The 26,568-nt window shown below is 72.0% G+C and carries 27 protein-coding genes; 21 read left to right on the forward strand and 6 right to left on the reverse strand.

Annotation, left to right across the window (positions count from 1 at the left end; genetic code table 11):
• Positions 1–56: 56 nt before the first annotated feature.
• The 5 genes from ACR9ZG_RS04790 to smc all read left to right on the forward strand — a co-directional run bounded on the left by ACR9ZG_RS04790 (position 57) and on the right by smc (position 7,534).
• The gene (locus tag ACR9ZG_RS04790) at positions 57–1,067 is read left to right on the forward strand and encodes a branched-chain amino acid ABC transporter permease (RefSeq protein ID WP_481283681.1); all 1,011 of its coding nucleotides are present in this window, start codon (positions 57–59) and stop codon (positions 1,065–1,067) included.
• Positions 1,064–2,224, forward strand: coding sequence for a branched-chain amino acid ABC transporter permease (locus ACR9ZG_RS04795; RefSeq protein ID WP_481283682.1), 1,161 nt, complete (start codon positions 1,064–1,066; stop codon positions 2,222–2,224). Before ACR9ZG_RS04790 ends, ACR9ZG_RS04795 begins: the two co-directional genes overlap by 4 nt.
• On the forward strand, positions 2,221–3,132 hold the full coding sequence (locus ACR9ZG_RS04800) for an ABC transporter ATP-binding protein (protein WP_481283683.1): 912 nt from the start codon (positions 2,221–2,223) through the stop codon (positions 3,130–3,132). The genes ACR9ZG_RS04795 and ACR9ZG_RS04800 overlap by 4 nt, the downstream gene beginning before the upstream one ends.
• Positions 3,119–3,832: an ABC transporter ATP-binding protein gene (locus tag ACR9ZG_RS04805; protein WP_481283684.1), complete on the forward strand. Its 714-nt coding sequence runs from the start codon at positions 3,119–3,121 to the stop codon at positions 3,830–3,832. The genes ACR9ZG_RS04800 and ACR9ZG_RS04805 overlap by 14 nt, the downstream gene beginning before the upstream one ends.
• A 150-nt stretch (positions 3,833–3,982) precedes the next feature.
• Complete coding sequence (gene smc / locus ACR9ZG_RS04810) at positions 3,983–7,534, forward strand: chromosome segregation protein SMC (protein ID WP_481283685.1); 3,552 nt, start codon at positions 3,983–3,985, stop codon at positions 7,532–7,534.
• 9 nt (positions 7,535–7,543) lie between these two features.
• Here smc and ACR9ZG_RS04815 read toward each other — a convergent pair whose 3' ends face one another.
• Complete coding sequence (locus ACR9ZG_RS04815; protein WP_481283686.1) at positions 7,544–8,320, reverse strand: CHAD domain-containing protein; 777 nt, start codon at positions 8,318–8,320, stop codon at positions 7,544–7,546.
• A 30-nt stretch (positions 8,321–8,350) separates the two neighbouring features.
• On the opposite strand from ACR9ZG_RS04815, the gene ftsY reads away from it, so the two are divergent.
• From ftsY to ffh, 3 genes are read left to right on the forward strand one after another with little or no spacing between them, the layout of a single operon-like run.
• A complete protein-coding gene (ftsY, locus tag ACR9ZG_RS04820; RefSeq protein ID WP_481283687.1) occupies positions 8,351–9,226 on the forward strand; it encodes a signal recognition particle-docking protein FtsY in 876 nt (291 codons plus the stop codon).
• 9 nt (positions 9,227–9,235) lie between these two features.
• Positions 9,236–9,736: a DUF2004 domain-containing protein gene (locus ACR9ZG_RS04825; RefSeq protein ID WP_481283688.1), complete on the forward strand. Its 501-nt coding sequence runs from the start codon at positions 9,236–9,238 to the stop codon at positions 9,734–9,736.
• 32 nt (positions 9,737–9,768) lie between these two features.
• A complete protein-coding gene (gene ffh, locus ACR9ZG_RS04830; RefSeq protein ID WP_481283689.1) occupies positions 9,769–11,349 on the forward strand; it encodes a signal recognition particle protein in 1,581 nt (526 codons plus the stop codon).
• A 46-nt stretch (positions 11,350–11,395) separates the two neighbouring features.
• Here the strand turns inward: ffh and ACR9ZG_RS04835 are convergent, their stop codons facing one another.
• The 3 genes from ACR9ZG_RS04835 to ACR9ZG_RS04845 all read right to left on the reverse strand — a co-directional run bounded on the left by ACR9ZG_RS04835 (position 11,396) and on the right by ACR9ZG_RS04845 (position 14,076).
• Positions 11,396–12,121, reverse strand: a complete 726-nt coding sequence (locus ACR9ZG_RS04835) for an SGNH/GDSL hydrolase family protein (protein ID WP_481283690.1) — start codon at positions 12,119–12,121, stop codon at positions 11,396–11,398.
• 67 nt (positions 12,122–12,188) lie between these two features.
• Positions 12,189–12,920, reverse strand: coding sequence for an SGNH/GDSL hydrolase family protein (locus ACR9ZG_RS04840; RefSeq protein ID WP_481283691.1), 732 nt, complete (start codon positions 12,918–12,920; stop codon positions 12,189–12,191).
• 19 nt (positions 12,921–12,939) lie between these two features.
• Complete coding sequence (locus ACR9ZG_RS04845; RefSeq protein ID WP_481283692.1) at positions 12,940–14,076, reverse strand: glutamate--cysteine ligase; 1,137 nt, start codon at positions 14,074–14,076, stop codon at positions 12,940–12,942.
• Between the two features lie 202 nt (positions 14,077–14,278).
• Between ACR9ZG_RS04845 and rpsP the strand changes: the two genes are divergently transcribed.
• Genes rpsP through rimM form a run of 3 tightly spaced genes read left to right on the forward strand, consistent with a single transcriptional unit; the run spans position 14,279 to position 15,660 of the window.
• Positions 14,279–14,767, forward strand: a complete 489-nt coding sequence (gene rpsP / locus ACR9ZG_RS04850; RefSeq protein WP_481283693.1) for a 30S ribosomal protein S16 — start codon at positions 14,279–14,281, stop codon at positions 14,765–14,767.
• 4 nt (positions 14,768–14,771) lie between these two features.
• On the forward strand, positions 14,772–15,002 hold the full coding sequence (locus tag ACR9ZG_RS04855; protein WP_301208960.1) for an RNA-binding protein: 231 nt from the start codon (positions 14,772–14,774) through the stop codon (positions 15,000–15,002).
• A gap of 1 nt (position 15,003) precedes the next feature.
• A complete protein-coding gene (gene rimM / locus ACR9ZG_RS04860) occupies positions 15,004–15,660 on the forward strand; it encodes a ribosome maturation factor RimM (RefSeq protein ID WP_481283694.1) in 657 nt (218 codons plus the stop codon).
• A 59-nt stretch (positions 15,661–15,719) separates the two neighbouring features.
• On the opposite strand, the gene ACR9ZG_RS04865 is transcribed toward rimM, so the two are convergent.
• Entirely contained in the window at positions 15,720–16,382 is a 663-nt protein-coding gene (locus ACR9ZG_RS04865; RefSeq protein ID WP_481283695.1) for a GntR family transcriptional regulator, read from the reverse strand.
• 48 nt (positions 16,383–16,430) lie between these two features.
• Here ACR9ZG_RS04865 and ACR9ZG_RS04870 point away from each other — a divergent pair, with 48 nt between their 5' ends.
• Positions 16,431–17,636: an MFS transporter gene (locus ACR9ZG_RS04870; RefSeq protein ID WP_481283696.1), complete on the forward strand. Its 1,206-nt coding sequence runs from the start codon at positions 16,431–16,433 to the stop codon at positions 17,634–17,636.
• 14 nt (positions 17,637–17,650) lie between these two features.
• A complete protein-coding gene (trmD, locus tag ACR9ZG_RS04875) occupies positions 17,651–18,334 on the forward strand; it encodes a tRNA (guanosine(37)-N1)-methyltransferase TrmD (protein WP_481283697.1) in 684 nt (227 codons plus the stop codon).
• Positions 18,335–18,410: 76 nt separating this feature from the next.
• Here trmD and map read toward each other — a convergent pair whose 3' ends face one another.
• A complete protein-coding gene (gene map / locus ACR9ZG_RS04880; protein ID WP_481283698.1) occupies positions 18,411–19,175 on the reverse strand; it encodes a type I methionyl aminopeptidase in 765 nt (254 codons plus the stop codon).
• A gap of 110 nt (positions 19,176–19,285) precedes the next feature.
• Here map and ACR9ZG_RS04885 point away from each other — a divergent pair, with 110 nt between their 5' ends.
• The 8 genes from ACR9ZG_RS04885 to ACR9ZG_RS04920 form a co-directional block, all read left to right on the forward strand.
• Complete coding sequence (locus tag ACR9ZG_RS04885; RefSeq protein WP_481283699.1) at positions 19,286–19,789, forward strand: hypothetical protein; 504 nt, start codon at positions 19,286–19,288, stop codon at positions 19,787–19,789.
• A 209-nt stretch (positions 19,790–19,998) separates the two neighbouring features.
• On the forward strand, positions 19,999–20,346 hold the full coding sequence (gene rplS, locus ACR9ZG_RS04890; RefSeq protein ID WP_175337439.1) for a 50S ribosomal protein L19: 348 nt from the start codon (positions 19,999–20,001) through the stop codon (positions 20,344–20,346).
• 171 nt (positions 20,347–20,517) lie between these two features.
• Positions 20,518–21,255 carry a ribonuclease HII gene (locus ACR9ZG_RS04895; protein WP_481283705.1) on the forward strand — a complete coding sequence of 246 codons (738 nt, stop codon included), beginning with the start codon at positions 20,518–20,520 and terminating at the stop codon, positions 21,253–21,255.
• A gap of 47 nt (positions 21,256–21,302) precedes the next feature.
• The gene (locus tag ACR9ZG_RS04900) at positions 21,303–21,626 is read left to right on the forward strand and encodes a DUF2469 family protein (protein WP_018190696.1); all 324 of its coding nucleotides are present in this window, start codon (positions 21,303–21,305) and stop codon (positions 21,624–21,626) included.
• A gap of 127 nt (positions 21,627–21,753) precedes the next feature.
• Positions 21,754–22,110, forward strand: coding sequence for a YraN family protein (locus ACR9ZG_RS04905; protein ID WP_481283700.1), 357 nt, complete (start codon positions 21,754–21,756; stop codon positions 22,108–22,110).
• On the forward strand, positions 22,110–23,894 hold the full coding sequence (locus tag ACR9ZG_RS04910) for a YifB family Mg chelatase-like AAA ATPase (RefSeq protein ID WP_481283701.1): 1,785 nt from the start codon (positions 22,110–22,112) through the stop codon (positions 23,892–23,894). Before ACR9ZG_RS04905 ends, ACR9ZG_RS04910 begins: the two co-directional genes overlap by 1 nt.
• Before the next feature lie 156 nt (positions 23,895–24,050).
• A complete protein-coding gene (dprA, locus tag ACR9ZG_RS04915; RefSeq protein ID WP_481283702.1) occupies positions 24,051–25,778 on the forward strand; it encodes a DNA-processing protein DprA in 1,728 nt (575 codons plus the stop codon).
• 60 nt (positions 25,779–25,838) lie between these two features.
• A partial coding sequence (locus tag ACR9ZG_RS04920; protein ID WP_481283703.1) for a site-specific integrase occupies positions 25,839–26,568 on the forward strand: 730 nt, incomplete at its 3' end.

Here is a 26,568-nt window from a genome sequence, read left to right on the forward strand (position 1 = left end):
CCGCCCCCGTCCGCCGACCGGCCTGCCCGGACGGCACCGACCCCCTGGAAGCTCGAATGCTCGAAACCCTCGCCCTGCATGCCGCTGTCGGCGACAACTCCTGGATCAACTTCGACGTCAACGCCCTCGTCCAGAACTTCTGGAGCGCCACCTTCGACGGCCTCACCTTCGGGGCCATCTACGGCCTGATCGCCGTCGGGTACACGCTGGTCTACGGCGTCCTCAACCTCATCAACTTCGCCCACTCCGAGGTGTTCATCGTCGGTGCGTACGGCGTCGTGATCACCCTCACGTCCCTCGGCTTCGGCCCGAGCGCCCCCAACCTCAGCCCGGCGGCGATCATCGGCGACCTCGTCCTCGCGGGCCTGGTCGGCATGGTGGCGGCGGCGCTCACAGCATGGGTGCTGGAACGCGTCGCGTACCGGCCGCTGCGCAAACGCAACGCGCCCCGCCTGGTGTTCCTCATCACCGCGATCGGCGCCTCGTTCACCATCCAGTACCTGATCTTCCTGATCCGCGGCGCCAACGCGGAGCCGGCGGTGACGATGTTCATCCCGACGCCGATCTTCGACGTCTTCGGGACGATCGTGAACAGCCAGCAGCTGATCATCGTCATCGCGTCCGTGATCCTCATGGTCGGCACCGACCTGTTCATCCGCCGCACCCGCACCGGACGCGGCATCCGCGCCGTCGCGCAGGACGCCGACACGGCGACCCTGATGGGCGTGAACAAGGAGCGGATCATCCAGATCACGTTCATCACCGGCGGCATCCTGGCCGGAGCGGCCGCCCTGTTCTACGTGATGCTGGTCCCGTCCGGCGTCATCTACAACGGCGGCTTCGTGCTCGGCGTCAAGGCGTTCGCCGCCGCCGTCCTCGGCGGCATCGGCAACGTCCGCGGCGCCCTGCTCGGCGGCCTCCTGCTCGGCGTGATCGGCAACTACGGCCAGATCCTGCTGGGCGACTCGCAGTGGACCGACGTCGTCGCCTTCGTGGTCCTCGTCCTGGTGCTGCTGGTGAAGCCCACCGGCATCCTGGGCACCTCGCTCGGAAGGAGCCGCGCATGAGCATGACAGAAGGCCCCAAGGTCCTGCCAGACGGCCGGTCGGAGCAGGCGGAGGAGGCGCTGGAGGCCGCGCGCGGTACCAAGCGCGGCGGGTTCCTCCAGCCGGTCCGCGACCGCTGGAACAACCTCCCGCGGGCGATCCAGTGGCTGTGGCTGCTGATCGTCGCCGCGCTGGCGTACGCGCTGCCGTACCTGAACTTCTTCCCGCTGACCACGGCTCCCGGCAACGACTGGCCGCTGGCGTGCTTCTCGATGGCGGTCTACGCCCTCGTCGCCATCGGCCTGAACGTGGTGGTCGGCTACGCCGGCCTCCTCGACCTCGGCTACGTCGCGTTCTTCGCGGTCGGGTCGTACACGGCCGCCATGCTGACGAGTCCCGACTCGCCGTTCCTCAAGATCCCGTACCTGTGGACCATCCCGGTCGCCATGGCGATCACGATGATCTTCGGCGTGATCCTGGGCGTGCCGACGCTGCGTCTGCGCGGCGACTACCTGGCGATCGTCACGCTCGGCTTCGGTGAGATCGTGCGCATCCTGGCCACCATCATCCCGGCGATGAAGGGCCAGGTCGGCTTCCAGAACGTCGGCCACCCGCCGGGGGAGAACGCGGACGGCATCCCGATCTTCTCGAACTCGAACGGCGTGCCCTGGTACTGGCTGACGGTGACCGTGATCATCATCATCCTGCTGCTGGTCGGCAACCTGGAGCGCAGCCGCGTCGGCCGCGCCTGGATCGCCATCCGCGAGGACGAGGACGCCGCCGAGATCATGGGCGTTCCCACCTTCAAGTACAAGGTGTGGGCGTTCGCGATCGGCGCCGGTGTCGGCGGCCTCTCGGGCGCGCTGTTCGCCGGGCAGGTCGGCTTCGTGAACAACCAGAAGTTCGACGTGCAGACCTCGATCCTGTTCCTCGCCGCCGTCGTGCTCGGCGGCGCGGGCAACAAGGTCGGCGCGATGCTCGGCGGCGCGATCGTGGCGTACATCCCGCTGCGGTTCACCGCCATCGCGGACTACAAGTACCTGATCTTCGGCATCGCCCTGGTGCTGATCATGATCTTCCGGTCACAGGGGCTGTTCCCGGCGCGGCAGAAGCTGCTCGCGTACGGACGGCATGCCTATAAATCGGTGGCCCAGGCGGCGAGAGGAGGCCTGCGATGAGCGACGAGCGGACCCCCCAGCCCGTGCCGGACGAGGCATTGGGCGTCAACGAGGAGGAGCTGGAGGCGGCGGGCATCGACCTCGCCGTCGCCGAGGCGGCGGCCCCCGACCGCGAGATCGCGGTCGAGGTCGGCGAGCCCATCGTCGAGGTGCGCAACCTGACCGTCAAGTTCGGCGGCCTGCTGGCCCTCGACGACGTCTCGTTCGACATCCGCCGCGGCGAGATCCTCGGTCTGATCGGCCCGAACGGCGCAGGCAAGACGACCTGCTTCAACGCCATGACCGGCGTCTACAAGCCGACCAGCGGCGACGTGCTGCTGGAGGGCGCCTCCATCAAGGGGCAGAAGCAGCACCGGATCACCCGGATGGGCCTGGCGCGCACGTTCCAGAACATCCGGCTGTTCGGCGAGATGACCGCGCTGGAGAACGTGGTGGTCGGCCTCGATGCCCGGCACCGCACCTCCGTGCCAGGGGCGCTGCTGCGCCTCCCGCGGCACACCCGCGAGGAGAAGTCGGCTATCGAGCGCGGCATGGCGCTGCTGGAGTTCGTCGGCATCGCCGACCTCGCCGGCACGCTGTCGCGGCACCTCCCGTACGGCTACCAGCGGCGGCTGGAGATCGCACGCGCCCTCGCCACGGACCCCAAGGTGCTCTGCCTGGACGAGCCGGCCGCCGGCTTCAACCCGGCGGAGAAGGAGGAGCTGATGGAGCTCATCCGCACCATCCGCGCCGACGGGTACACCGTGCTGCTGATCGAACACGACATGAAGCTGGTCATGGGCGTGACCGACCGGATCGTCGTGCTCGAGTTCGGGCGCAAGATCGCGGACGCCGTGCCGCACGAGATCCGGAACGACCCGCGCGTGATCGCCGCCTACCTCGGGGAGCCTGAAGATGACGTTGCTTGAGCTGAACAACATCAGCGTTGCCTACGGCCGCATCGAGGCCATCCACGACATGTCCTTCTCGGTCGACGAGGGCGAGATCGTCAGTCTCATCGGGGCCAACGGCGCCGGCAAGACGACGACGATGAAGACGATCTCGGGAATTCTGAACCCGTCGAAGGGCTCCATCACCTTCGACGGCGAGGAGATCACGAAGATGAAGGCGCACATCCGCGTCGTCCGCGGCATCTCGCAGGCGCCGGAGGGCCGGGGCATCTTCCCGGGCATGACCGTGTACGAGAACCTCGACATGGGCGCCTTCGGCCGCAAGGACCGCTCGAAGATGGGCGAGGACTTCGACCGGGTGTTCGGCCTCTTCCCGCGACTCGCCGAGCGGCGCACGCAGCTCGGCGGGACGATGTCCGGCGGCGAGCAGCAGATGCTCGCCATCGGCCGCGCGCTGATGTCGAACCCGCGCCTGCTGCTGCTCGACGAGCCGTCGATGGGGCTCGCCCCGCAGTTCATCCGGCAGATCTTCTCGATCATCACCGAGATCAACAACCAGGGCACGACCATCCTGCTGGTGGAGCAGAACGCCAACCAGGCGCTGGCCCGCGCACATCGCGGCTTCGTGCTGGAGACGGGGAGCATCACCCGCGCCGGCAGCGGCCGCGAGCTGCTCGCCGACCCCGCCATCAAGGAGGCGTACCTGGGCGTCGCCTAGCCGACCCGTGAAAAGGGAGGAGGTCGCAGCCGCCACGGCTACGGCCTCCTCCCTTTTCCGCGCTGATGCGGCGTGTCGCGGCGTATCTCCTCCCGTTCCGCGCGGCGCTCCCCGCGGGCGGAGGCGTGAACGTCCGGTAAATTCACCTGCGTGTATCTGAAGAGTCTCACGCTCAAGGGCTTCAAGTCGTTCGCGCAGCCGACGACGTTCGCCTTCGAGCCGGGCGTCACCGCGGTGGTCGGGCCGAACGGCTCCGGCAAGTCCAACGTGGTCGACGCGCTCGCCTGGGTGATGGGCGAGCAGGGCGCCAAGACCCTTCGCGGCGGCAAGATGGAGGACGTCATCTTCGCCGGCACCTCGACCCGCGGCCCCCTCGGCCGGGCGGAGGTGCAGCTCACCATCGACAACTCGGACGGCGCCCTGCCGATCGAGTACTCCGAGGTCACCATCTCGCGCACGCTGTTCCGCAACGGCGGCAGCGAGTACGCCATCAACGGCCAGTCCTGCCGGCTGCTGGATGTGCAGGAACTGCTCAGCGACTCCGGTCTCGGCCGCGAGATGCACGTCATCGTCGGCCAGGGCCAGCTCGACGCGGTGCTCCGCGCCACCCCGGAGGACCGCCGCGGCTTCATCGAGGAGGCCGCCGGCATCCTGAAGCACCGCCGCCGCAAGGAGAAGACCCTCCGCAAGCTGGAGGCGATGCAGGCCAACCTGACCCGGCTCAGCGACCTGGCGGGGGAGGTTCGGCGGCAGCTGAAGCCGCTCGGGCACCAGGCCGAGATCGCCAGGGAGGCGCAGACCATCGCGGCCGTCGTCCGCGACGCCCGCGCGCGCCTCCTGGCCGACGAGGTCGTCGGCCTGCGCCGGAGCCTCGACGACCACACCCGCACCGAGGCGGAGCGGCACAGCGAGCAGATCGTGCTGCAGGAGCAGCTGGAGCAGAAGCAGCTGCGCCGCACCCGGCTGGAGCAGGCGCAGGTCGGCGACGCGGTCGACCGCGCGCGCAGCGTCGCCTTCGCCCTGGAGTCGGTGCAGGAGCGGCTGCGCGGGCTCTACACCCTCGCCAATCAGCGGCTCGCGCTGCTCGGCAGCCAGGCGGACGCCCCTGACGAGGGCCCGCGGGTCAGCCCGCAGATGGTGCAGGACGCGGCGGATGAGACCGAACGCCTGCGCACCGTCGTCGTGGAGGCCGAGGCGGCGTGGCAGGCGGCGCAGGCCGCGACCCGTTCTGCGCGTTCGCGGCTGGACGCGGTGGACGAGGAGATCGCCGCCCAGAGCGCGCTCGTCTCCAGGCACGACCTCGAGCTCTCGACCCTCGGCGGCCGTGCGGAGGCCGCCGCCCAGCGCCTCGCCGCCGTGCGCGGCGAGGTGCTCCGCCAGCAGAACGCGCTCGATGCCGCCGCCGAGCGCCGCGACCGCGCGGCCGCGGCCTTCGATGCGCACGAGGAGCAGACCCAGACCGAGGGCGCCGAGGGCGCACTGGACGAGGCGTACGAGGTCGCCCAGGCCGAGGTCTTCGAGGCCGAGGGCGAGATCGAGCGGCTGCGCGAGGAGCTGCACACGCTGGAGCGAGAACGCGACGCGCTCGCGGCGCGGACCAGCGCCCTGTCGTCGGCGCTCGACCAGAAGGACGGCTCCGCCGCCCTGGTCGCCGCGCGCCCGGCCGGCGTGCGCGGGCTCGTGGCCGAGCACATCCGCGTGCACCCCGGCTACGAAGCGGCCATCGCCGCCGCCCTCGGCACGATCGCCGACGCCGTGCTCGCCGACGACCGCGACGCCGCGTTCGGCGCCGTCGATCGGGCGGCCGCCGACGAGCTGGGCCGGGTGGAGGTCGTGGTCGCCGACGCATCGGCCCCCGCCGTCGACCTGTCCGGCGTGGCGGGCGTCGTGCCGGCGACGTCGGTGGTGGAGGCTCCGGCCGGCATCCTCGGCATCCTCGCCTTCACGGCCGTGGCCGACGACCTCGACGCGGCTCGGGAGGCGTCCCGCGCGTTCCGCGAGCGCGGGCTCGGCGGACCCGACTCCGTCAGCCCGGTGACGATCATCACGCGCGGAGGCGACGTGCTCAGCGAGTTCGTGCTGCGCGGCGGCTCGGGCGCGAAGCAGAGCCGCATCGAGCTCATCGCCGACCGCGACGCCGCGCAGGATCGGCTCACCGAGGTGCTGTCCCTGATCGACCGCGCCGGTTTCGCCCTTGCCGAGCAGCGCGGCGTCCTGACCGTCGCCAAGGAGCAGTCCCAGGCCGCGCTGGCGGCCCTCCGCGAGCACGACGCCCGGCTGGCGGCGCAGTCGGAGGCGCAGAGCCGCCTCCGCTCGCAGCTCGAGTCGGCGGAGGCCGAGGTCGGCCGCCTGACCCGTGCTCTGGAGCAGGCCGCCGAGCGCGTCGCGGAGGCCGAGTCCGCCGCCGACGCCGCGAAAGCGGCCCTCGAGGAGGCCCGTTCCCGCCCGCGCCCGATCCTGGACGTGAGCGCCCGCGACACCCTGTCGACCGAGCTGGACGCCGCCCGAGAGGCCGAGGTGGAGGCGCGGCTCGCGGTCGAGACCGCCAAGGAGCGCGTGCGCGCCGAGCAGGCCAGGGGAGCGGCCCTCGCCAAGCAGCTGGAGGCCGAGCGCGCCGCCGCGGAGGAGGCCGCCCGCCGCGCGGTCATCCGCCGCCGCCAGCTCGACGCCGCGCAGCGTGTCGTCGACGCCCTCCCCGCTGTGCTCGACTCCGCCGACCGCTCGGTCGCCCAGGCGCGCGTCGAGCTCGCCGCGGCCGAGGCGCAGCGCGCCAGCCAGAACGAGGAGCTCGCGACCGTCCGTCGCGAGGAGAATGCCCTCCGCGACCGCCTGCACGGCATCACCGAGAGCGTGCACGGCCTGGAGCTGCAGATCTACGAGAAGAAGCTGCACCTCTCCAGCCTGCTGGAGCGCGCGGGCAGCGAGCTCGGGCTGGTGGAGGATGTGCTGGTCGCCGAGTACGGGCCGGAGGTGCCCATCCCCGTCGATAGGGACCGCGACGCGGACCAGGAGGACGACGAGGTCCCGACCGTCCCCTTCGTCCGCGAGCAGCAGCAGAAGCGCCTCGCGCAGGCCGAGCGCAAGCTCGGCCAGCTGGGCCGGGTGAACCCGCTCGCCCTGGAGGAGTTCGCGGCCCTGGAGCAGCGGCACAAGTTCCTCACCGAGCAGCTCACCGACCTCACGAACACCCGCAAGGACCTCCTCACCATCATCGAGGAGATCGACGAGAAGATGCAGACGATCTTCGAGTCCGCGTTCGCCGACACCGAGGAGGCGTTCAAGCGGGTGTTCCCGATCCTCTTCCCGGGAGGCACCGGCAGCATCTCGCTGACGAACCCCGACGACCTCCTCACCACCGGCATCGAGGTCGCGGTGAAGCCGGCGGGCAAGAAGATCGAGCGGCTCTCGCTGCTGTCCGGCGGTGAGCGCTCGCTCGCGGCCGTCGCGCTGCTGATCGCCATCTTCAAGGCGCGCCCCAGCCCCTTCTACATCATGGACGAGGTGGAGGCCGCGCTCGACGACGCGAACCTGGGCCGCCTCCTGACGATCTTCGAGGACCTGCGCGAGAACAGCCAGCTCATCGTGATCACGCACCAGAAGCGGACGATGGAGATCGCGGACGCGCTGTACGGCGTGTCCATGCGGCAGGACGGCGTCTCGGCGGTCGTCGGCCAGCGCATCGCGCAGGAGCAGGCGAGCTAGCGCCTCCGGTCAGACCTGGGCCAGCGCCTCCAGCGCCTGACGCCCGCGGTCGAGCGCCGCCTCGGCGTCGCGGTCGCAGCGCCTGGCCAGCCCGGGGAGGCCGTGCTCGCGCAGGTAGCCGGCGAGCAGCACGAGGTCGCGGTGGTCGCCGAGCGCGTCGTGCACCGACTCCGCGGCGGCCGCCAGGTGCACGGCGTCGCGGCCGAGGTCGTCGGCGACGGCCTCCGCCGCGTAGCGGAGGCGCCGCGCCGCCTTGCGGGTCTCGTGCAGCGCGGCGAGGTCGTCGCCGCTGCGCTCGCGGAGGGCCTTCTTGCGAGCCTTCTTCAGTCCCTTGCGTTCGATCCGTTCTGGATCATCGCGGCCGGCGTCCGAGAACGGCGGCTCCGCGGCGAACGCCTGCACGTCGGCGAGCAGCCGCCGCTGGCTGCGCCCCTGCAGGTGGTGCAGGAGGCCGTTCAGAGCGTCCTGGTGCTCCGCCCAGAGCGCGGTGGCGAGCGCACGGGCGCGCCCGGTCTCGACGGGGTCGCCGGCGGACGGCACGAGCTCCTCCACCGCCAGCGCGCGCACCTCCAGGTCGCGGACCGCTCCCAACCGGTCGCCCAGCTGCTTCAGCCGCTCGCGCAGCCGGGCCGCCTCCTCCCGGTCGAACGCCTTGCGGTACACCGAGAGGATGCTGCGGAGGCGGCGGACGCGGGTGCGCGCCTGGTGCACGGCGTCGTCGCCCCCGGTCTCGATCGCGACGAGCTGCTCCGCGAGCTGGGCCGACACCGCCACCAGGGAGAACATGCCCACACGCTACCAACTAGTCTGAACGTCATGGCCGAACGCACCCCCTGGTCGCTGTCGAACGCCCTCCGGGGCCTGTTCGCCAAGCGCACCATCGACGAGAACACCTGGGACGACCTCGAGACGGCGCTCATCACCGCCGACTTCGGACCGGACGTCACCGAGGCCGTCGTCGACGACCTGCGCGCCAAGGTCGAGCGCTATCACACCACCGACCCGGCCGACCTGCAGCGGATGCTCCGCGAGACGCTGGAGGAGCGGCTGTCGAAGCTCGACACCACGCTGAAGCTGAGCGAGCGTCCGGCCATCGTGCTCGTCGTCGGCGTGAACGGCGTTGGCAAGACCACGACGATCGGCAAGTTCGCGAAGTTCCTGCGCACCTACGACCGGTCGGTCGTCGTCGGCGCGGCCGACACCTTCCGCGCCGCCGCGGTCGAGCAGCTCGCCACGTGGGCCGAGCGCGCGGGCGCCGACATCGTGCGGCCGCAGCAGCAGGGCCAGGACCCGGCCTCCGTCGCGTTCCAGACGGTCGAGAAGGCCAAGCACGACGGCACCGAGATCGTCATCATCGACACCGCGGGCCGCCTCCAGACCAAGGGCGGCCTGATGGACGAGCTGTCGAAGATCAAGCGCGTCGTCGAGAAGCAGGCGCCGATCTCGGAGGTCCTGCTCGTCCTCGACGCCACCACCGGGCAGAACGGGCTGGCGCAGGCGGAGGCGTTCCTCGAGCACGCGGGCGTCACCGGCCTCGTGCTCACCAAGCTCGACGGCTCGGCCAAGGGCGGCTTCGTGCTCGCCGTGCAGGAGCGCACCGGGCTCCCGATCAAGCTGATCGGCCAGGGCGAGGGGATCAACGACCTCACCGGCTTCACCCCGCACGTGTTCGCGCAGCAGCTGGTCGGATAGGGTCTCGACATGGCCATCGAGCACGACTTCTTCGGCGTCATCGACGAGACCGCCAGCGGCGGGCTGGCCTGGGACGACAGCGTCGAGCTCGCCGACCAGAACGTCGACATCGAGCTGATCGCGGACGACGAGAAGGCGGTCTCCGCCTTCGCCCTCGATGCCGCCGCCGCGCTCCTCCAGGCGCTCGACGGCTTCGACGCCCGTGCGCGCGACGCCCTCGTCGCCGAGCTGAGCTCGCGCCAGTCGGCGACGACCAGCTACATCGACGAGCACGTGGACAAGCTGGGCGAGAGCCTCCTCGACCTCCTGGTGTACAACTCGGGCGACATCGCGATCGACGTGCTGCGGTCGCTCCAGCTGATGCGGGTGGTGCTGCAGCCGGACCACAGCGACGAGGACGAGGTGTTCGCCACGTTCGACTACTCGATCGCGCCGGACGAGACCGACTCGCTGCTCACCGTGTCCTTCGACGTGCGCGGCGACGTGGTCGCCGTGGAGACGCAGAACTGACGCCCAGCCCGCCCCGGTAGACTGACAGGATCATGGCTACTTTCGGGACGCTGTCCGACCGCTTGGCGGACACCTTCAAGAACCTGCGCACCAAGGGCAAGCTCTCTCCTGCCGACGTCGACGGCACCGTGCGCGAGATCCGCCGCGCGCTGCTCGACGCCGACGTCGCGCTCGAGGTGGTCAAGGACTTCACCGGCAAGGTGCGCGAGCGCGCGCTGAGCGACGAGGTCAACAAGGCCCTCAACCCCGCCCAGCAGGTGGTGCAGATCGTCAACGAGGAGCTCATCGGCATCCTCGGCGGGCAGCAGCGCCGGCTCGAGTTCGCGAAGCGCCCGCCGACGGTGATCATGCTCGCCGGCCTCCAGGGCGCCGGCAAGACCACACTCGCCGGCAAGCTCGGCAAGTGGCTCGCGAAGGACGGCCACACGCCGCTGCTGGTCGCGGCCGACCTCCAGCGCCCCAACGCCGTCCAGCAGCTGCAGATCGTCGGCGAGCAGGCCGGCGTCGCGGTGTTCGCCCCCGAGCCCGGCAACGGCGTCGGCAACCCGGTGCGCGTCGCGAAGGACGGCCTCAAGTACGCCTCCGATAAGCAGTTCGACACGGTCATCATCGACACCGCCGGCCGGCTCGGCGTCGACGCCGAGCTGATGAAGCAGGCCGCCGACATCCGCAAGGCGACCGACCCCGACGAGGTGCTGTTCGTCATCGACGCGATGATCGGCCAGGACGCGGTCGCCACCGCCAAGGCCTTCCAGGACGGCGTCGACTTCACCGGTGTCGTCCTCTCCAAGCTCGACGGCGACGCGCGCGGCGGTGCTGCGCTGTCCGTGGCCTCCGTCACCGGCCGCCCGATCATCTTCGCCTCCACGGGTGAGGGCCTCGACGACTTCGAGCCGTTCCACCCCGACCGCATGGCGTCGCGCATCCTCGACCTCGGCGACATCCTGACCCTCATCGAGCAGGCCCAGCAGGCGTTCGACGAGGAGGAGGCGCGCAAGGTCGCCGAGAAGTTCGCGACCGACAGCTTCACGCTCGACGACTTCCTCAAGCAGATGCAGCAGCTGCGCAACATGGGCTCCATCAAGAAGATGATGGGCATGCTGCCGGGCGCCGGCCAGATGAAGCAGCAGCTGGACAACTTCGACGAGAAGGAGATCGTGCGCACCGAGGCGATCATCCAGTCGATGACGACGGCCGAGCGCACCAACCCCAAGCTGCTGAACGGCTCGCGCCGCCTCCGCATCGCGAAGGGCTCCGGCACGACGGTCACCGAGGTCAACCAGCTCGTGACGCGCTTCGAGCAGGCCGCCAAGATGATGAAGACCGTGGCCAAGGGCGGCGTCCCGAACGTCCCCGGCATGGGCCCGATCCCCGGCGCGGGCTTCGCGGGCGGGCGCGGCAAGAAGCAGGCGCAGAAGAAGAAGGGCTCCCGCTCGGGCAACCCGGCCAAGCGCGCCGCCGAGAACGCCGCCCTGGCGTCGGGCGGCAAGGTCGGCGGCGGCTCCACGCCGTCGGGCAGCGGCTTCGGGCTGGGCGGCGGCGGGGCAACGGCTCCGGCCGGCGGTCCGAGCGAGGACGAGATGGCGGCCCTGCAGAAGTTCCTCGGTCGGTAGCGGGCCTGCCCGCGGGCGGGAAGGTTCTCGCCCGCGGCGTGCGTCGCTAGAGCGTCTTCGAGAGCGGCGCCAGCTGCTCCTCGATCGCCGCGGCGACCGCGCGCTCGCCGGCCGCGTTCGGGTGGATGCCGTCCTGCTGCACGAGCTCCGGGTGCCCGGCGAGCGGGTAGCCGATGTCCAGGAAGTCGCCGTCGACATCGCGGACCGCCGCGCCGACGATGCCGTTCACGCGCGCGACCTCGGGCGGCGGGGCGTCGGCGCCCCAGACCGTCGTGATCCCGATGATGTGCGCCTTCGGGAAGGCATCGCGCAGTTCGCCGAGCAGCCGGTCGGCCGATTCCGTCACGAGCGCCGGGTCGGAGGCGCGGTCGTTGCGGGTGGCCGCGATGAGGATGTAGTCGGGGTGCAGGTCGAGCGCCTGGTCGACCTGGTCGGCGTAGGTCGTGCCGTTCCAGCCCGGCTTCACGAAGCCGGAGCCGGAGACCGCGAGGTCGGTGAGCCCCCAGCCGTGCTGCTCGGCGATGACGGCGGGCCAGGCCTCGTCGGGTGCGACGCCCTTGCCGAATGCGATGGAGTCGCCGATCGCGACGACCTGCGGGCGGTCGCTGTCGGCGGGGGCGGCAGCGGCGGCGGCGCCGTCGGCGGCGACGGGCCGTGCAGGCGCTGCTGTGCAGCCGGCGGCGGCGAGGGCGACGAGCGCCCCCAGGGCGAGCGCGAGCGACGCGCTGCGGCGGCGATTCGGGCGCGCACCGCTGGGGGTTGACGAGGGCACGGTGCGAGGGTAGAACGCGCTACCTGCCAAAAGCCTGTGCGTCGCGCGGCGCGTCGTCAGGCCGGGTTCAGGGGCCCGGGGCCGAGGAGACGGAAGCGGTCGTCCCCGTGACCGTCACCTGCGCCGCCGCGAGCGCCGAACGCACCGCGTCCGCAATGGCCCGCTGGCCGGCGGCGGTGGGGTGCTCCCCGTCGTCCTGCACCAGGCCCTCCTGCGAGCGGTACGGCTGACCGAGGTCGAGCCACGTCCCTCCCGCGGCCGTGACGGCGTCGCGCAGAGCCCGGTCGACGGGCGCGAGCTGCTCGGCGGTGGCCTCGCCGGTGAGCGCCCCATACCCGACGAGCTGCGCCAGGGGGAGTCCGGCCCGGAGCCGCATCACGGCGTCGGCGGAGGCCCGCCGCACCTCGTCGTCGTCGGCGCCCAGATCGTTGTCGGAGGCGCCGATGAGGACCAGCTGCGCGTCCGCCCGGATCGCCGCGGTCACCTGCGCCCCGAAGTCGTCGCCGTCGCCGTCGGTCGCGACGAAGCCGGCGCCCGAGGAGCTGACGTTGGACAGCCTCCACCCGTACTCGTCGCCCAGCAGCGCCGGCCACGCGTCGCGCGCCCGCACCCCGAGCCCGGCCGCGATCGAGTCGCCGATGACGGCCACCCGCAGTCCGTCCGCCGGTCCCGCCGCCGGGACGGCGCCCTCCGGATCGCCGACGCTCGCGGCACCCGCCGTGGGGGAGGTGCAGCCCGCGAGCGCGAGGGCGCCCGCCGCTGCGAGCGCGACGGCGGCCAGGGCCCGGCGTGCTGTCATGCCGACAGCGTACGGCGCCTCAGCGGCCCAGTCCCGAGCGGAGCTCGTGCGTGAGCGAGCTGACGACGGCCTGCAGGCTGCCGCCGTTGGCCTCGGCGACCCGCAGCTGCCGCTGGTAGCTGGCACCGGCCTCCAGGATGCGCGGGATGGTCTGCAGCTCCTCCACGCACCCGAGCCGCTCGGCCTCTGGCGCGAGATCGTCGACGAGCTCCAGGAGGCAGTCGGACACCAGCCGCTCGGCGCCGTCCGGCGCCACGATGATCTCGGCGTCCAGGCCGTAGCGGGCGGCGCGCCACTTGTTCTCGCGCACGAACCAGGGCTGGAGCGTCATCGGCTCCTCGCCCTCGTCGAGCCGGCCGGACATCCGGTCGGTCAGGCAGTGGATGAGCGCGGCGACCGCGCCGACCTCGTCGGTGGTCGACAGGCCGTCGCACGCGCGCATCTCGACGGTTCCCCACTTCGGCGAGGGCCGGATGTCCCAGCGGACCTCGCTGTGGTCGGTGACGACGCCGGTGGTGACGAGGTCCTGCACGTACTCCTCGTAGTTCGCCCACGTCCCGAACTGCCACGGCAGGCCGGCGGTCGGCAGCTGCTGGAACATCAGCGCCCGGTTGGAGGCGTACCCCGTGTTCGCGCCGCCCCAGAACGGGCTCGACGCGCTCAGCGCCTGCAGGTGCGGGTAGTAGGCGAGCAGGCCGTTCACGATGGGGAGCGCCTTGTCGCGGGCGTCGATGCCGACGTGCACGTGGATGCCCCAGATCATCATCTGCCTGCCCCACCACTGCGTGCGGTCGAGCAGCCGGTCGTAGCGCTCGTTCGGCGTGATCCGCTGGTCGAACCACTGGGCGAAGGGATGGGTCCCCGCGCACATCAGCTCGACCCCGAGCGGGTCGGTGACGCCGCGGACGAGGTCGATGAGGCCCTGGAGGTCGGCGATGGCGGCCGGGACCGTGTGGTGCACCCTGCTGACGAGCTCGACGGTGTTGAGGAGCAGCTCGTGCGTGATCTGCGGGTGCTCACGGCCGTCCGGCGTGCCCAGCTCGCGGAGGACGTCGTCGGCGATCTGCACCAGGTCGCCGGTCGTGCCGTCGACCAGGGCGAGCTCCCACTCGACGCCCACGGTCGAGCGCTCCGACGGCGAGAATTCGATCTGCATGAGGGGTGGGACGTCCGTTCTCGTCGGCCGGATGGGCTCGATTGGCCCGACCGGGGCGGTTTCTGACAGAATAGCTAGTTGAGTTCCCCGTACCCGACCCTCTATCCGGTGCGGCGGGATGACCAGAGACCTCCTGCCGAGTGTGCCCCCACGCCCACGGCAGTCAGTTCGACATAACATCACTCATCGAAACAGGAGAATTGTGTCTGTCAAGATCCGCCTGAAGCGCCTGGGGAAGATCCGCGCTCCGTACTACCGCATCGTCGTCGCCGACTCGCGCACCAAGCGTGACGGCCGCGTCATCGAGGAGATCGGCCTCTACCACCCGACCGAGGAGCCGTCGCGCATCGAGGTCGACTCCGAGCGCGCCCAGTACTGGCTCGGCGTCGGCGCGCAGCCGACCGAGCAGGTCCTCGCGCTGCTGAAGCTCACCGGCGACTGGGGCAAGTTCAAGGGCGACAAGAACGCCGTGAGCACCGTCCGCACCGCCGACGCCAAGGCCGAGTTCGTCGCCGACGAGAAGAAGTCGTCCGTCGTGAAGCCGAAGGCCGCCCCGGCCGACGTCACCGCCGAGGCCGAGGCCGTCGTCGAGGCCGAGGTCGAGTCCGAGGAGGCCGCTGAGGCCGAGGTCGTCGCCGAGGCCGAAGAGATCACCGAAGAGGCCGCCGAGGCCGACGGCGAGAAGGCGTAACACCTTGCTCGCACCCGCGCTCACGCACCTGGTCAAGGGCATCGTCGACCACCCGGACGACGTGCACGTCGTGGCCAAGGGCTCCCCGCGTGGCGAGGTCCTCGAGATTCGTGTGAATCCCGAGGACCTCGGCCGGGTGATCGGCCGCTCCGGCCGGACCGCCAAGGCCCTCCGCACCGTGGTGACCGCACTGGCCGACGGCCGGCGCGTCCGTGTCGACGTCGTCGACGACTGAGGTGTCGGAGCACAAACTGCCCCGCAGGGACGTCGCCCCGCGGCCCGGTCAGACCGAGCTGCGCGTCGGCCGGCTGACGAAGGCGCACGGCCTCAAGGGCGCCCTGAAGCTGGAGCTCTACACCGACGAGCCCGAGAAGCGGTTCGTGCCGGGAGCCGTGTTCACCCTCCAGGTGCCCACGGCCTCCAAGTGGCACGGCAAGACGCTGGAGCTGCGCGAGCTCCGCTGGTACAACGGTCACCCGGTCGGCTTCTTCGCCGGCGTGGAGGACCGGAACGAGGCCGAGACGCTGGTCAAGGCCATCCTCTGGGTGAGCCAGGACGCCGCGCAGCTGCCCGACGAGGACGACGCCTGGTACGACCATCAGCTGGTCGGCCTGTCGGCGCTCCGCGACGGGCAGCCCGTCGGGACGGTCGCGCGCGTCGACCACCTGCCCGCCCAGGACCTCCTGGCGATCACGACGGGGAGCGGCGAGGTCCTCGTGCCGTTCGTCAAGGCGATCGTGCCCGAGGTCGACATCGCCGCCGGGACGCTGACGCTCACGCCGCCGGCCGGCCTCTTCGAGGAGCTGCCTGACGACGATGAGCCCGACGGCGACGAGCCCGACGGCGACGAGCCGGGGGGCGACGAGCCCGACGGCGAGGAGCCGCAGGACTGAACACGCGAAGAGGGCGACCCGCACGGGTCGCCCTCTTCGTCGTTCCTGGCGCGCTCGGGTCAGCGCACGATGGCGAGGCCCCGGGCGCGCAACCCGCGCGTGTCCGCGTCCAGCGCGGCCAGCAGGCGGTCGTGCGTCGCGACGATGTGCCGGTGGATGCGCTCGGCCGCGGCGTCGGCGTCCCGCGCGGCGACGAGCTCCACGATGGCGCGGTGCTCCTCCCACGCCGCGCGCCGGGTCTGCTCGGTGCGCACCTCCAGCCAGCGGGTCCTGGAGAGCCTGGTCATGGCCGACTGGACCGCGTCCGCGAAGAAGTGGTTGCCCGAGAGCGCGGCCAGCCGGACGTGGAAGTCCTCGCCGGCGCGCACCGCGGCGTCGTGATCGCGCGCGTCCGCCTCGCCGCCGAGTGATCGTGCCACCGCCGTGATCTCGTCGTCGCTCGCGCGGGCGCAGCCGTATCGGACGGCCGAGGACTCCAGCGCGTCCCGGAGCTCGGAGAGCCGCCCGATCTCGCCGAGGTCGATGGGGGAGACCTGCCAGCCGCGGCCCTCGTGCGCGACGAGTCCCTCCGCCTCCAGGCGCTGCAGCGCGGCACGCAGCGGGGTGCGGGAGGCGCCGAGCTCGGCCTCCAGCCCGCGTTCGGTCACGCGCGACCCCGGCAGGCGCTCCAGCGCGAGGATCTCGGCGCGGAGCCGGTCGTAGACGGTCGGCTGCTCGGTCATGAACGCTCCCTTGGTATACCGTGGCGGTATACCGCTAATGTATACCGCATGACCGCCCGATCGCGCACCCCTCGCCCCTGGCTGATGCTGGCGTTCGGCGTCGCGGCGCAGGCCAGCTCCACGGTCTTCGTCTCGACGCCCGCGTTCCTCATCCCGCTGCTCCACACCGAGCGGGGCCTCAGCCTCGCGCAGGCCGGGCTGCTGGCCTCGGCGCCGACCCTCGGCCTGGTGCTCACGCTGATCGCGTGGGGCGCGTTGAGCGACCGGATCGGCGAGCGCTGGGTGATCGCGTCGGGTCTCGCCCTGACCGCCCTGGCGGGGCTCGGGGCGATGCTGGTGTCGTCGTACGTGGGGCTGGCGGCGCTGTTCCTCGTCGGCGGGATGGCGTCCGCCAGCCCGAACGCGGCGAGCGGGCGCGTGGTGATCGGCTGGTTCCCGAAGGAGCGCCGCGGTCTGGCCATGGGCATCCGGCAGATGTGCCAGCCGCTCGGCGTCGCGATCGCGGCCGTCACCGTCCCGACGCTCGCCGCGGCGGGAGGCGTGGCGCTGGCGCTGCTCGTGCCGACGGTGCTGTGCGCGGTGTCCGCCGTGCTGTGCGCGGTCGGGATCGTCGACCCGCCGCGTCCTCCTCGTGCCGCCGCGGGGGAGGAGGCGCATCCGCAGGCGGTGTGGCGGCCGTACCGGGAGACCACGCTGCTGTGGCGCATCCACGCGGTGTCGATGCTGCTGGTGGTCCCGCAGTTCACGGTGTCGACGTTCGGGCTCGTGTGGCTGGTGTCCGGCCTCCACGTGCCCTCGCTGGCCGCGGGCGTCATCATCGGCGTCAGCCAGTTCGCCGGCGCGATCGGACGGATCGGCGTCGGCGTGCTGAGCGACCGCGTCGGCAGCCACCTGCGGCCGCTGCGCTGGGTCTCGCTCGCCGCGGTCGCGGTGATGCTGCTGCTCGCCGTCGCCTCGGCGCTGGGCGTCGTCGCCGCCGCGATCATCCTGATCGTCGCGGCCGTCGTGACCGTGGCCGACAACGGCCTGGCGTACACGTCCGTCGCCGAGATCGCGGGGCCGTTCTGGTCGGGGCGGGCGCTCGGCACGCAGAACACCGGCCAGTTCCTCGCCGCGTCGGTCGTCGGGCCCGCGGTCGGCGCGCTGATCGGCTGGCTCGGCTACCCGGCCGCGTTCGCGCTGGTCGCGCTCTGCCCGGCCGTCGCGACACCGCTGGTGCCGCGGGACCGCGAGCTGGAGGCCGTGCCCGCCTGAATAGACTTCATGGCATGCGCATCGACATCGTCACGATCTTCCCGACCTTCTTCGATGTGCTGGACATCTCCCTGCTCGGCAAGGCCCGCGAGTCCGGGCTGATCGAGCTGGGCGTGCACGACCTCCGCGACCACACCCACGACCGGCACCGCACCGTCGACGACACGCCCTACGGCGGGGGCGCCGGCATGGTGATGAAGCCGGAGCCCTGGGGGGAGGCCCTCGACGGCATCCTCGGCACCGGCGGCGACCCCGTGGTGATCTTCCCGTCGCCCGCCGGCGAGGTCTTCACGCAGGCGACGGCGCGTGAGCTGGCGGCGGAGCAGCACCTGGTGTTCGGCTGCGGCCGGTACGAGGGCATCGACCAGCGTGTGGTCGACGACACCGCCTCCCGCGCCCGGGTGCGGCTGATGAGCATCGGCGACTACGTGCTCAACGGGGGAGAAGTCGCGACCATGGCGATGATCGAGGCGATCGGCCGGCTCATCCCGGGCGTCGTCGGCAACCCGGAGAGCCTCGTGCAGGAGTCGCACGAGGACGGCCTCCTCGAATATCCCAGCTACACCAAGCCCGCGGTGTGGCGCGGCCACGAGGTGCCGCCCATCCTGCTCTCGGGCAACCACGGCGCGATCGCCGCCTGGCGCCACGAGCAGCAGCTGGAGCGCACGCGCCGCGTCCGCCCCGACCTCCTGCCCTGACCTGTGGGCAACCGCCGAGTACGCAGATTGTCCGCGTACTCGGTGGGTTCTGGCCGAATTCGCGCGTACTCGCGGCTTAGGGGGCCGTCAGGACCAGCGGGCCGTTCTCGGTGATCGCGACGGTGTGCTCGGAGTGCGCGCCGCGGGAGCCGTCGGCGCTGCGCAGCGTCCAGCCGTCCGGATCGGTGAAGATCTCGTCGGTCGTCTGCAGGAACCACGGCTCGATCGCGATCACGAGCCCCGGCCGCAGCGGATAGCCGCGCCCGGCGCGGCCGTCGTTGGCGACGTGCGGGTCTCCGTGCATGGTCCGGCCCACGCCGTGGCCGCCGAACTGCAGGTTCACCGAGTACCCCTCGGCGTGGGCGACGGCGCCGATGGCCGCCGAGATGTCGCCGATGCGGCCCCCCGGCTGTGCGGCGGCGATCCCGGCGGCGAGCGCGCGCCGCGTCGTGTCGATCAGGCGCAGGTCCTCGTCGCGCGGCGTCCCGACGACCAGCGAGACGGCCGCGTCGGCCACCCAGCCGTCGACGCCTGCGGCGAAGTCGAGGGTGAGGAGGTCGCCGTCGCGCAGCCGGTAGTCGTGCGGCAGCCCGTGCAGCACGGCGTCGTTGACGGAGGTGCAGATCACCTTCCCGAACGGGCTGGCGCCGAACGACGGGTGGTAGTCGATGTAGCACGACTCGGCCCCGCGGCTGCGGATCATGTCGTGGGCGATGCCGTCCAGCTCCAGGAGGTTGACGCCCTCCTTCGCGGCGGCAGCGGTCGCGGCGAGCACGTCGGCCACGAAGCGTCCGGCCGGTCGCATCTGCTCGATCTCGGCGGGGGTCCTCAACTCGATCACGCTCTCAGTCTTCCATGCGCGCGTCGGCGGCATCACGTTTCCGGCGACGGGAGGTGCGCCCTCGGCGAACCCGCAGCCCCCGCACAGCCGGCCGCGGCTACTCTGGTCGCGTGATCATCCGCAGGGCGTTCTACTGGTGGCTCTTCCCGTCCGCCGTGGTGCTGCCCGCCTGGCTTCTGATCGGCTGGGCGGCATTCAATCAGGGGAGCGGCTGGTCGCTGCTCGGCCTCCTCATCCTCTGCCCGGTGCTGTTCATCGCGATGCTCGCGGTCGGCGGACTCGTCGTCGCCCGCCGCAGCGCCCGGCTGCAGAGGGCGGTCTCGTGGCCAGACGCCGGGCTCCTCGCGGGCTGGCACCTCTCCCTGATCGGCTTCGGGTTCTTCCAGCCCGGAGCGACGGGCTGGTTCGCGGTGCTCGCCATCCTGTTCTTCCTCGGCCTGTTCTGGCTGGTCCTCTACGAGCTGGTCACCGAGGCGAAGGCGCGCGTGGCGCAGACCTTCGCCGCGTACGAGCAGGCCGCCCAGCCGCATCAGGTCGGCCAGCCGGAGGCGACGATCGTCGAGGACGCCGAGGTGATCGTCGTGCAGGAGCGCCGGGAGCGCCCCGAGCGCTGAGCACGGGGGCGCTCGGGGACCGTCGCTTTTGGTGATAACCCGCCGCGCATGGCAGAATTGTTGTTCGTGCCGCGGCCAGGCTCTGCCTCAGGGGAGCCAGCACCTCTCGCGCACAACCCCAACCGAATGAACGGCCCGAGCCGCGCCTGAGCGCGACCGGAGCCCCGAGTCCGTCCCCGACCTGTGGCGGGTACAGAGAGCGAACAGCCATGCACATCCTCGACCAGGTCGACGCCGCGTCCCTCAAGCAGGACATCCCCGCCTTCCGCGCCGGCGACACCGTCAAGGTGCACGTCAACATCATCGAGGGCAGCCGCTCTCGTATCCAGGTCTTCCAGGGCGTCGTCATCGGACGCTCCGGCGAGGGTGTCCGCGAGACCTTCACGGTCCGCAAGGTCAGCTTCCAGGTCGGCGTCGAGCGCACCTTCCCGGTCCACTCGCCGGTCATCGACAAGATCGAGGTCGTCACCCGCGGTGACGTCCGTCGCGCCAAGCTGTACTACCTGCGCGAGCTGCGCGGCAAGAAGGCGAAGATCAAGGAGAAGCGCGAGAACTGAGCCGCGGTCGTCCGCAGCCGCTCGCGCGCCCGAGGCGCAACAGCATCACGAGCTCCCGGTCCGTTCAGGGCCGGGAGCTCGTGCGTTTCCGGGCGGCCGTGCGGAGGTTCGCGAGCTATCCTGATGCCGGGGCGCCGGAGGTCTCGGCGCTGTGGAGGGAAGCACGTCATGATGGCACCGGTGACGCCGTCGCTGAGGTTCGAGAAGGGCCTCTTCCGGCAGGGCGTGACGTCGATCGTCGCCGTGGACGAGGTCGGCCGCGGCGCGCTCGCCGGCCCGGTCGCGGTCGGCATGGTCGTCATCGACACCGCGGTCAAGCGCATCCCGCCCGGACTCCGTGACTCGAAGCTGTTGCCCGAGCCGGTGCGGGAGGCGCTGGAGCCGGCCTGCCGCCGCTGGGCGCTGCATCACGCCGTGGGCATCGCGACGGCGGAGGAGATCGACACGCTCGGCATCATCCACTGCCTCGGCCTCGCCGGTGCGCGCGCCTTCACCCAGCTGGAGCAGCAGGGCGCACCCGTGCACGACAGCACGCTCATCCTCGACGGCAACCACGACTACCTGAATGCGCTGCTGATGCGGCCGGCGCGCGTGGTCACCCGGATCAAGGCCGATCGCGACTGCGCGTCGGTCGCCGCCGCGTCCGTGATCGCCAAGGTGCACCGCGACCGGATGATGATCGCGCACGACGCCGAGTATCCGGGGTACGGCTGGTCGGGCAACAAGGGCTACTCGACGCCGGAGCACTTCGCCGCCATCGACGCGCTCGGCCCGACGGCCCTCCACCGCCTCACCTGGCTGAAGCCGCCGACGCTCGACCTGCCGTTCGAGGAGGTCGTGGAGGCGGAGGGTGCTGAGGCCGAGGCCGCCGCGGAGGCGGCGCTGCGCGAGCTGGAGCTGCCGGCCTGACAAGAACGGCTCACCTTCCCGTCAGAGCGGCATAGACTTGACGGACGATGGATGAGGACGAGTTCGACGACTACGACCGCGAGGTCGAGCTGGCTTTGTACCGCGAATACCGGGACGTCGTCTCGCAGTTCAAGTACGTGATCGAGACCGAGCGGCGGTTCTACCTCGCGAACGAGGTGGAGTTCGTGCGCCGCGACACCGAGCACGACTTCTATTTCGAGCTGACGATGAACGACGTGTGGGTGTGGGATGTGTACCGCGCCGACCGGTTCGTGAAGTCGGTGCGCGTGCTGACCTTCAAGGACGTCAACATCGAGGAGCTCTCGAGCAAGGAGTTCGAGCTCCCGAAGGAGCTGGCGCTCGACGAGTGACCAGGCGCGGCCGCCGGGTGCGTCGACGCTTCTCCACAGGCCGCTCTCCGCGCCGACTTCTCCACTGATCCACGCCCGCCGTCCCTCCTGATCCCGCCTCCCGCGAGGCTGGTCCCGGGAGGAAGCAATGGCATGGAAAGACGAGTTGGGCCGCCGCGGGGAGCTGGTCGCGGCGAGGTGGTTCGAGGCGCGCGGTTTCGTGGTGGTGGACCGCAACTGGCGGTGCCGCTCCGGCGAGATCGACCTGATCGTGCGCCGCGACGCCACGACGGTGTTCGCCGAGGTCAAGACGCGCACGTCGGTGGCGTTCGGGCATCCGTTCGAGGCGATCACGGCGGGGAAGGCCGCACGGTTGCGTCGGCTCGCCGCCGAGTGGTGCCGAGAACAGGGCCCGCTGCCGGGTCCTGTCCGCATCGACGCGGTCGCGGTGATCGACGCCTGGAGCGCCGCACCGCGGGTCGAGCACCTGGCGGGGGTGGCGTGATGGCGCTCGCACGCACGTTCGCGGTGGCGCTCACCGGCGTCGACGGCGACATCGTCGAGGTGGAGGCCGACATCTCCGCCGGGCTGCCGGCGTTCGTCCTCATCGGGCTGCCGGACGCCGCCCTGGGGGAGTCGCGCAAGCGCGTCACGGCGGCGGCAGCGAACGCCGGGTGTCCGCTGACCCAGCGCAAGCTGACGGTCAACCTGTCCCCGGCGTCGCTGCGAAAGCAAGGGAGTGCCTTCGACCTGGCCATCGCGATCGCCGCGCTGGCCGCGGCGGGCGAGGTGCCGAGCACCTCCGCAGCGGCGGCCGTCCACCTCGGCGAGCTCGGACTCGACGGGAGGCTGCGACCGGTGCCAGGGGTGCTGCCGGCCGTGCTCGCCGCCCGTGAAGCCGGCTTCCGCCGGGTGCTCGTGCCGACGGCGAACGCCGACGAAGCCCGTTTGGTCGACGACATGGAGATCGTGGCGGTCCCCGGGCTGCGTGCGGCGGCCATCGCCCACGGTGCCGAGCTCGACCCGATCGACGTCGATCCGGTTCCCGGGCCGCGCGGCACGGTCGTCGCCGCACCCGAGCCCGACGTCGCCGACATCGCGGGGAACGACGAGGCGGTGGAGGCCCTGGTCGCGGGCGCCCCCGGCGGGCCCCCCCCCGCCCTGGTCGGACCGCCAGGTGCGGGCAAGACCATGCTCGCGCGGCGCCTGCCGTCGCTCCTGCCGGACCTCACCCCGGAGGAGGCGCTGGAGGCGACCTCCATCCGGTCACTCGCGGGTCTCGGCGTCGGCGGCTCGCTGGTGGTCCGGCCTCCGTTCGAGGCCCCGCACCACACCGCGTCGGCCGCCGCCCTGGTCGGTGGCGGGTCCGGCCGGATCACTCCGGGCGCGATCGTGCGGGCGGCGAACGGCGTCCTGTTCCTGGACGAAGCGGCGGAGTTCCCGGCCTCGGTGCTCGACGCCCTCCGGCAGCCGCTGGAGCAGGGCACGATCAGCATCCACCGCTCGATCGGCGCCGCCACGTTCCCGGCCCGCTTCCAGCTGGTACTCGCGGCGAACCCGTGCCCGTGCGGCCGCTACGGCTCCACGGACGAGGAATGCACATGCTCGCCGATGGCCAGGCGCCGCTACCTCGCCAAGCTCTCGGGACCCTTGCTCGACCGCATCGACATCCGCCTCACCGTCCGCCGACTCGGCCTGGCGGCGCTGCACGCATCGGCGGAGGGGCGGCAGGCGCCGGACGCGCTGCAGGCGTGGGAGGACGTGCAGTCGCCGGCGGAGGGTTCAGGATTGCCGGGGTCGCCGCACGACGCTGGCATGGCGGGTTCGCTGCACTCGGCTGGCATGGCGGGTTCGCTGCACTCGGCTGGCCTGGCGACCTCCGCACATTCGGATGGCGCGCAGGCTTCGGCACAGGGCCCGGCGACGATGGGCATGGCGGCTAAGCCGGGTGACCCGGCATCGCCATCCAGCCGGAGCGAGCGCACGAGCGCGGCACTGCGGGCCCGGGTCGAGGCGGCCCGGTCGGCCGCCGCAGCGCGTCTTGCCGGGACAGGGTGGACGCGCAACGCCGACGCCGACGGCAGCTGGCTGCGCGCCCCGGAGCACCGCCCCGGCCCGGCCGCGATCTCGCCGCTCGACCGCGCCCTCGAACGCGGATCGCTCACGATGCGCGGCTACGACCGCACCCTGCGTCTCGCCTGGACCCTGGCCGACCTCGACGGCGCCGTGTCGCCGACCCCCGATCATGTGGGCCGAGCACTCTTCCTTCGCCGAGGGATCGCCGCATGAGCGGGCGGCAGCCGTCGGAGGCGCGCCGTTCAGCGGCGGTCCTGGTGCCGATCCGCCCGTGTGATCGCTGCCCGGTGACAGCGGTCATCGCGAGGTCGGCGTTGGCTCGATCCGTGGAGCGCCCCGGCGAGCGGCAGGAAACGGGAGCGGACGAGCATGTCTGAGTCGGCGGCCGTCCCCGCCTCGTGGACGCACGGTACGGCACCCGCCGCCGCCCGTGACGCCTTCCTCGGCGTCTCGTACACGCGACTGGAGGAGTTGCTCGCTCCTGTCGGAGCCCCGCATCTCGCAGCGTGGCACGGGCCGGGATCGCCCCCGGAAGATCGCGACATCCGAGCGATGCTCGCCGCGGCGTTCGCGCGTGGCGCTCTGACCACCGTCGTCGAACCGGGAGACACCGACGCGCACCACCTGGTCGACGCGCTCGGCCCCGCCGACACGCTCCGGGCGATCGTGGACGGATGGGATGCGGCCCAGGTCCTGGCGTACGCAGCGGGCACCTGGTCAGCGGAGGCCGCTCCGCACGATGTGGCCGCGCCGGCTCGACCGCCCGCGGGCGAACAGCCGCACCGGACGCCGGTGGCGACTGACGCCGGCGACGACCTCGCCGCAGACTGGAACGCCGCCGTCCCGCACGCGGATGGCGCGTCGGTGTTCGCACAGGGGGCTGCCATGCCCGAGAGGGTGCCAGATCCCCAACGGACTGTGCTTCCCGAGCGGGCGGTGCTTCCCGAGCGGGCAGTGCTTCCCGAGCGGGCGGTGCTTCCCGAGCGGGCAGTGCTTCCCGAGCGGGCGGTGATTTCGGACTGGGCGGTGGCTCCCGACGGGACGAAGACAGCCGAGCGGTCGGTACCTCCGGGGACGGCGGAGAGCGCCGACAAGAAGCGCGCGGTCCGCCGCCTCACCGACGCGCTCACGCGCTGGCGCGGCCGCCTCTCGCAGACGACGGCGATCCGGGCTTTCGAGTCGGCAGCGCATGTGCATGCGTCGCTCGTCACGCCGGAGGGGGAGTCGTGGCCGGAGGGGCTGGCCGCCCTGGACGCGGGGGAGCCGCTCGCGCTCTGGGTCCGCGGCGACGTGAAGCGCCTGGCGGTGCTCCAGCGGTCGATCGCACTGGTCGGCGCCCGGGCGGCCACGGGGTACGGCGAGCACGTCGCGATGGAGAGCGCCGCCGGTCTGGGTGCCCGCGGGTTCGCAGTCGTGTCGGGCGGCGCCTACGGGATCGACGGAGCCGCCCACCGTGCGGCGCTGGCCGCCGGGCACCCGACGGTCGCCTTCCTCGCGGGCGGGGTCGACCGCCTGTACCCGGCCGGCCACAGCGACCTCCTGCGCCGGATCGCGGACACCGGCGTCCTGGTGGGGGAGCTCCCCTGCGGTTCCACGCCGACACGGTGGCGCTTCCTCATGCGGAACCGGCTCATCGCGGCGGTCAGCAACGCGACGGTCGTCGTCGAGGCGGGTTACCGCTCGGGGTCCCTCAACACGGCCGGTCACGCCTCGCAGATGGGCCGCCCGCTCGGCGCGGTGCCGGGGCCCGTGACGTCGCCGGCCTCGGCCGGCTGCCACCGGCTCATCCGCGAGTACGCCGCAACCTGCGTCACCACGGTCGACGAGATGGCGGAACTCGCAGGACCGCTCACCGCGGAGACCGGTGCCGACCGGGAGGGAGGGAACGTCCAGACCGGCGACCCGCCGCTGACACATGGTTCATCCGATGACCGGGTACTCGCCGCCATGCGCCGCACCGTGAGCACGTCGACGGAGGGAATCGCGTCCCGCACCGGACTGTCGGCATGGGAGGTGCGGGCCGCCCTCGGACGCCTTGAGGCCCTGGGCGCCGCGGCCGAGGTCCACGACGGGTGGGTCGCGCGACCTCGAGGGTGACGGCTGCCTGGCGGTGCGTCGCTGCGGCCCGATCGGGGCGGAGCGGGGCAGGCTGTACGGGTGGAACTGCGGGACGCGATCGAGCGGTACACGCGACACCTGGAGGTGGAGCGCGGGTACTCGCCGCGTACCGTCCGCGCGTACCGGTCGGACCTGGAGGCGCTCGCCGTGTTCGTCCAGACGCGCGGCGTCCGGACGGTGGGAGACCTCACCCTCGACCATTACCGAGACTGGCTGTGGGAGGCCTCCCAGCGCCAGCTGTCTAAGGCCACCCTGGCGCGCCGCTCGGCGGCGGCGCGCGGCTTCAGCTCGTGGGCCGCGCGCAACAGTGCCGCCGCCCCCATCGGAGCGGGCGCGGGTCGCCGCGGGGACGGCGATGCCGGTCCGGGCGCGGGTCTGCGTGGCGACGAGGAGGCCGAGGCGCCGGTCGATGCCGCGGCGCGCCTCCGCGCGCCCAAGCCCGACAAGACCTTGCCCCGGGTCATCTCGCGAGCCCAGATGGACGGGATCCTCACCTCCCTCGCGCAGCGTGCCCAGGACGGCGACGCCCAGGCGCTTCGCGATGTCGCCATCGTCGAGCTGCTGTATGCCTCGGGGATCCGCGTTTCCGAGCTGGTCGGCCTGGACGTCGACGACGTCGACCTCGAGCGGCTCACGGTCCGGGTGCTGGGGAAGGGAGCGAAGGAGCGAGTCGTCCCGTTCGGCGTGCCGGCGCTCGCCGCCGTACGCGCCTATCTGACCCGGGCGCGGCCGGCGCTCGCGACGCCGCGCTCCGGCCCAGCGCTCCTGC

The sequence above is a fragment of the Leifsonia sp. KNZ12-8B genome (assembly GCF_056755495.1).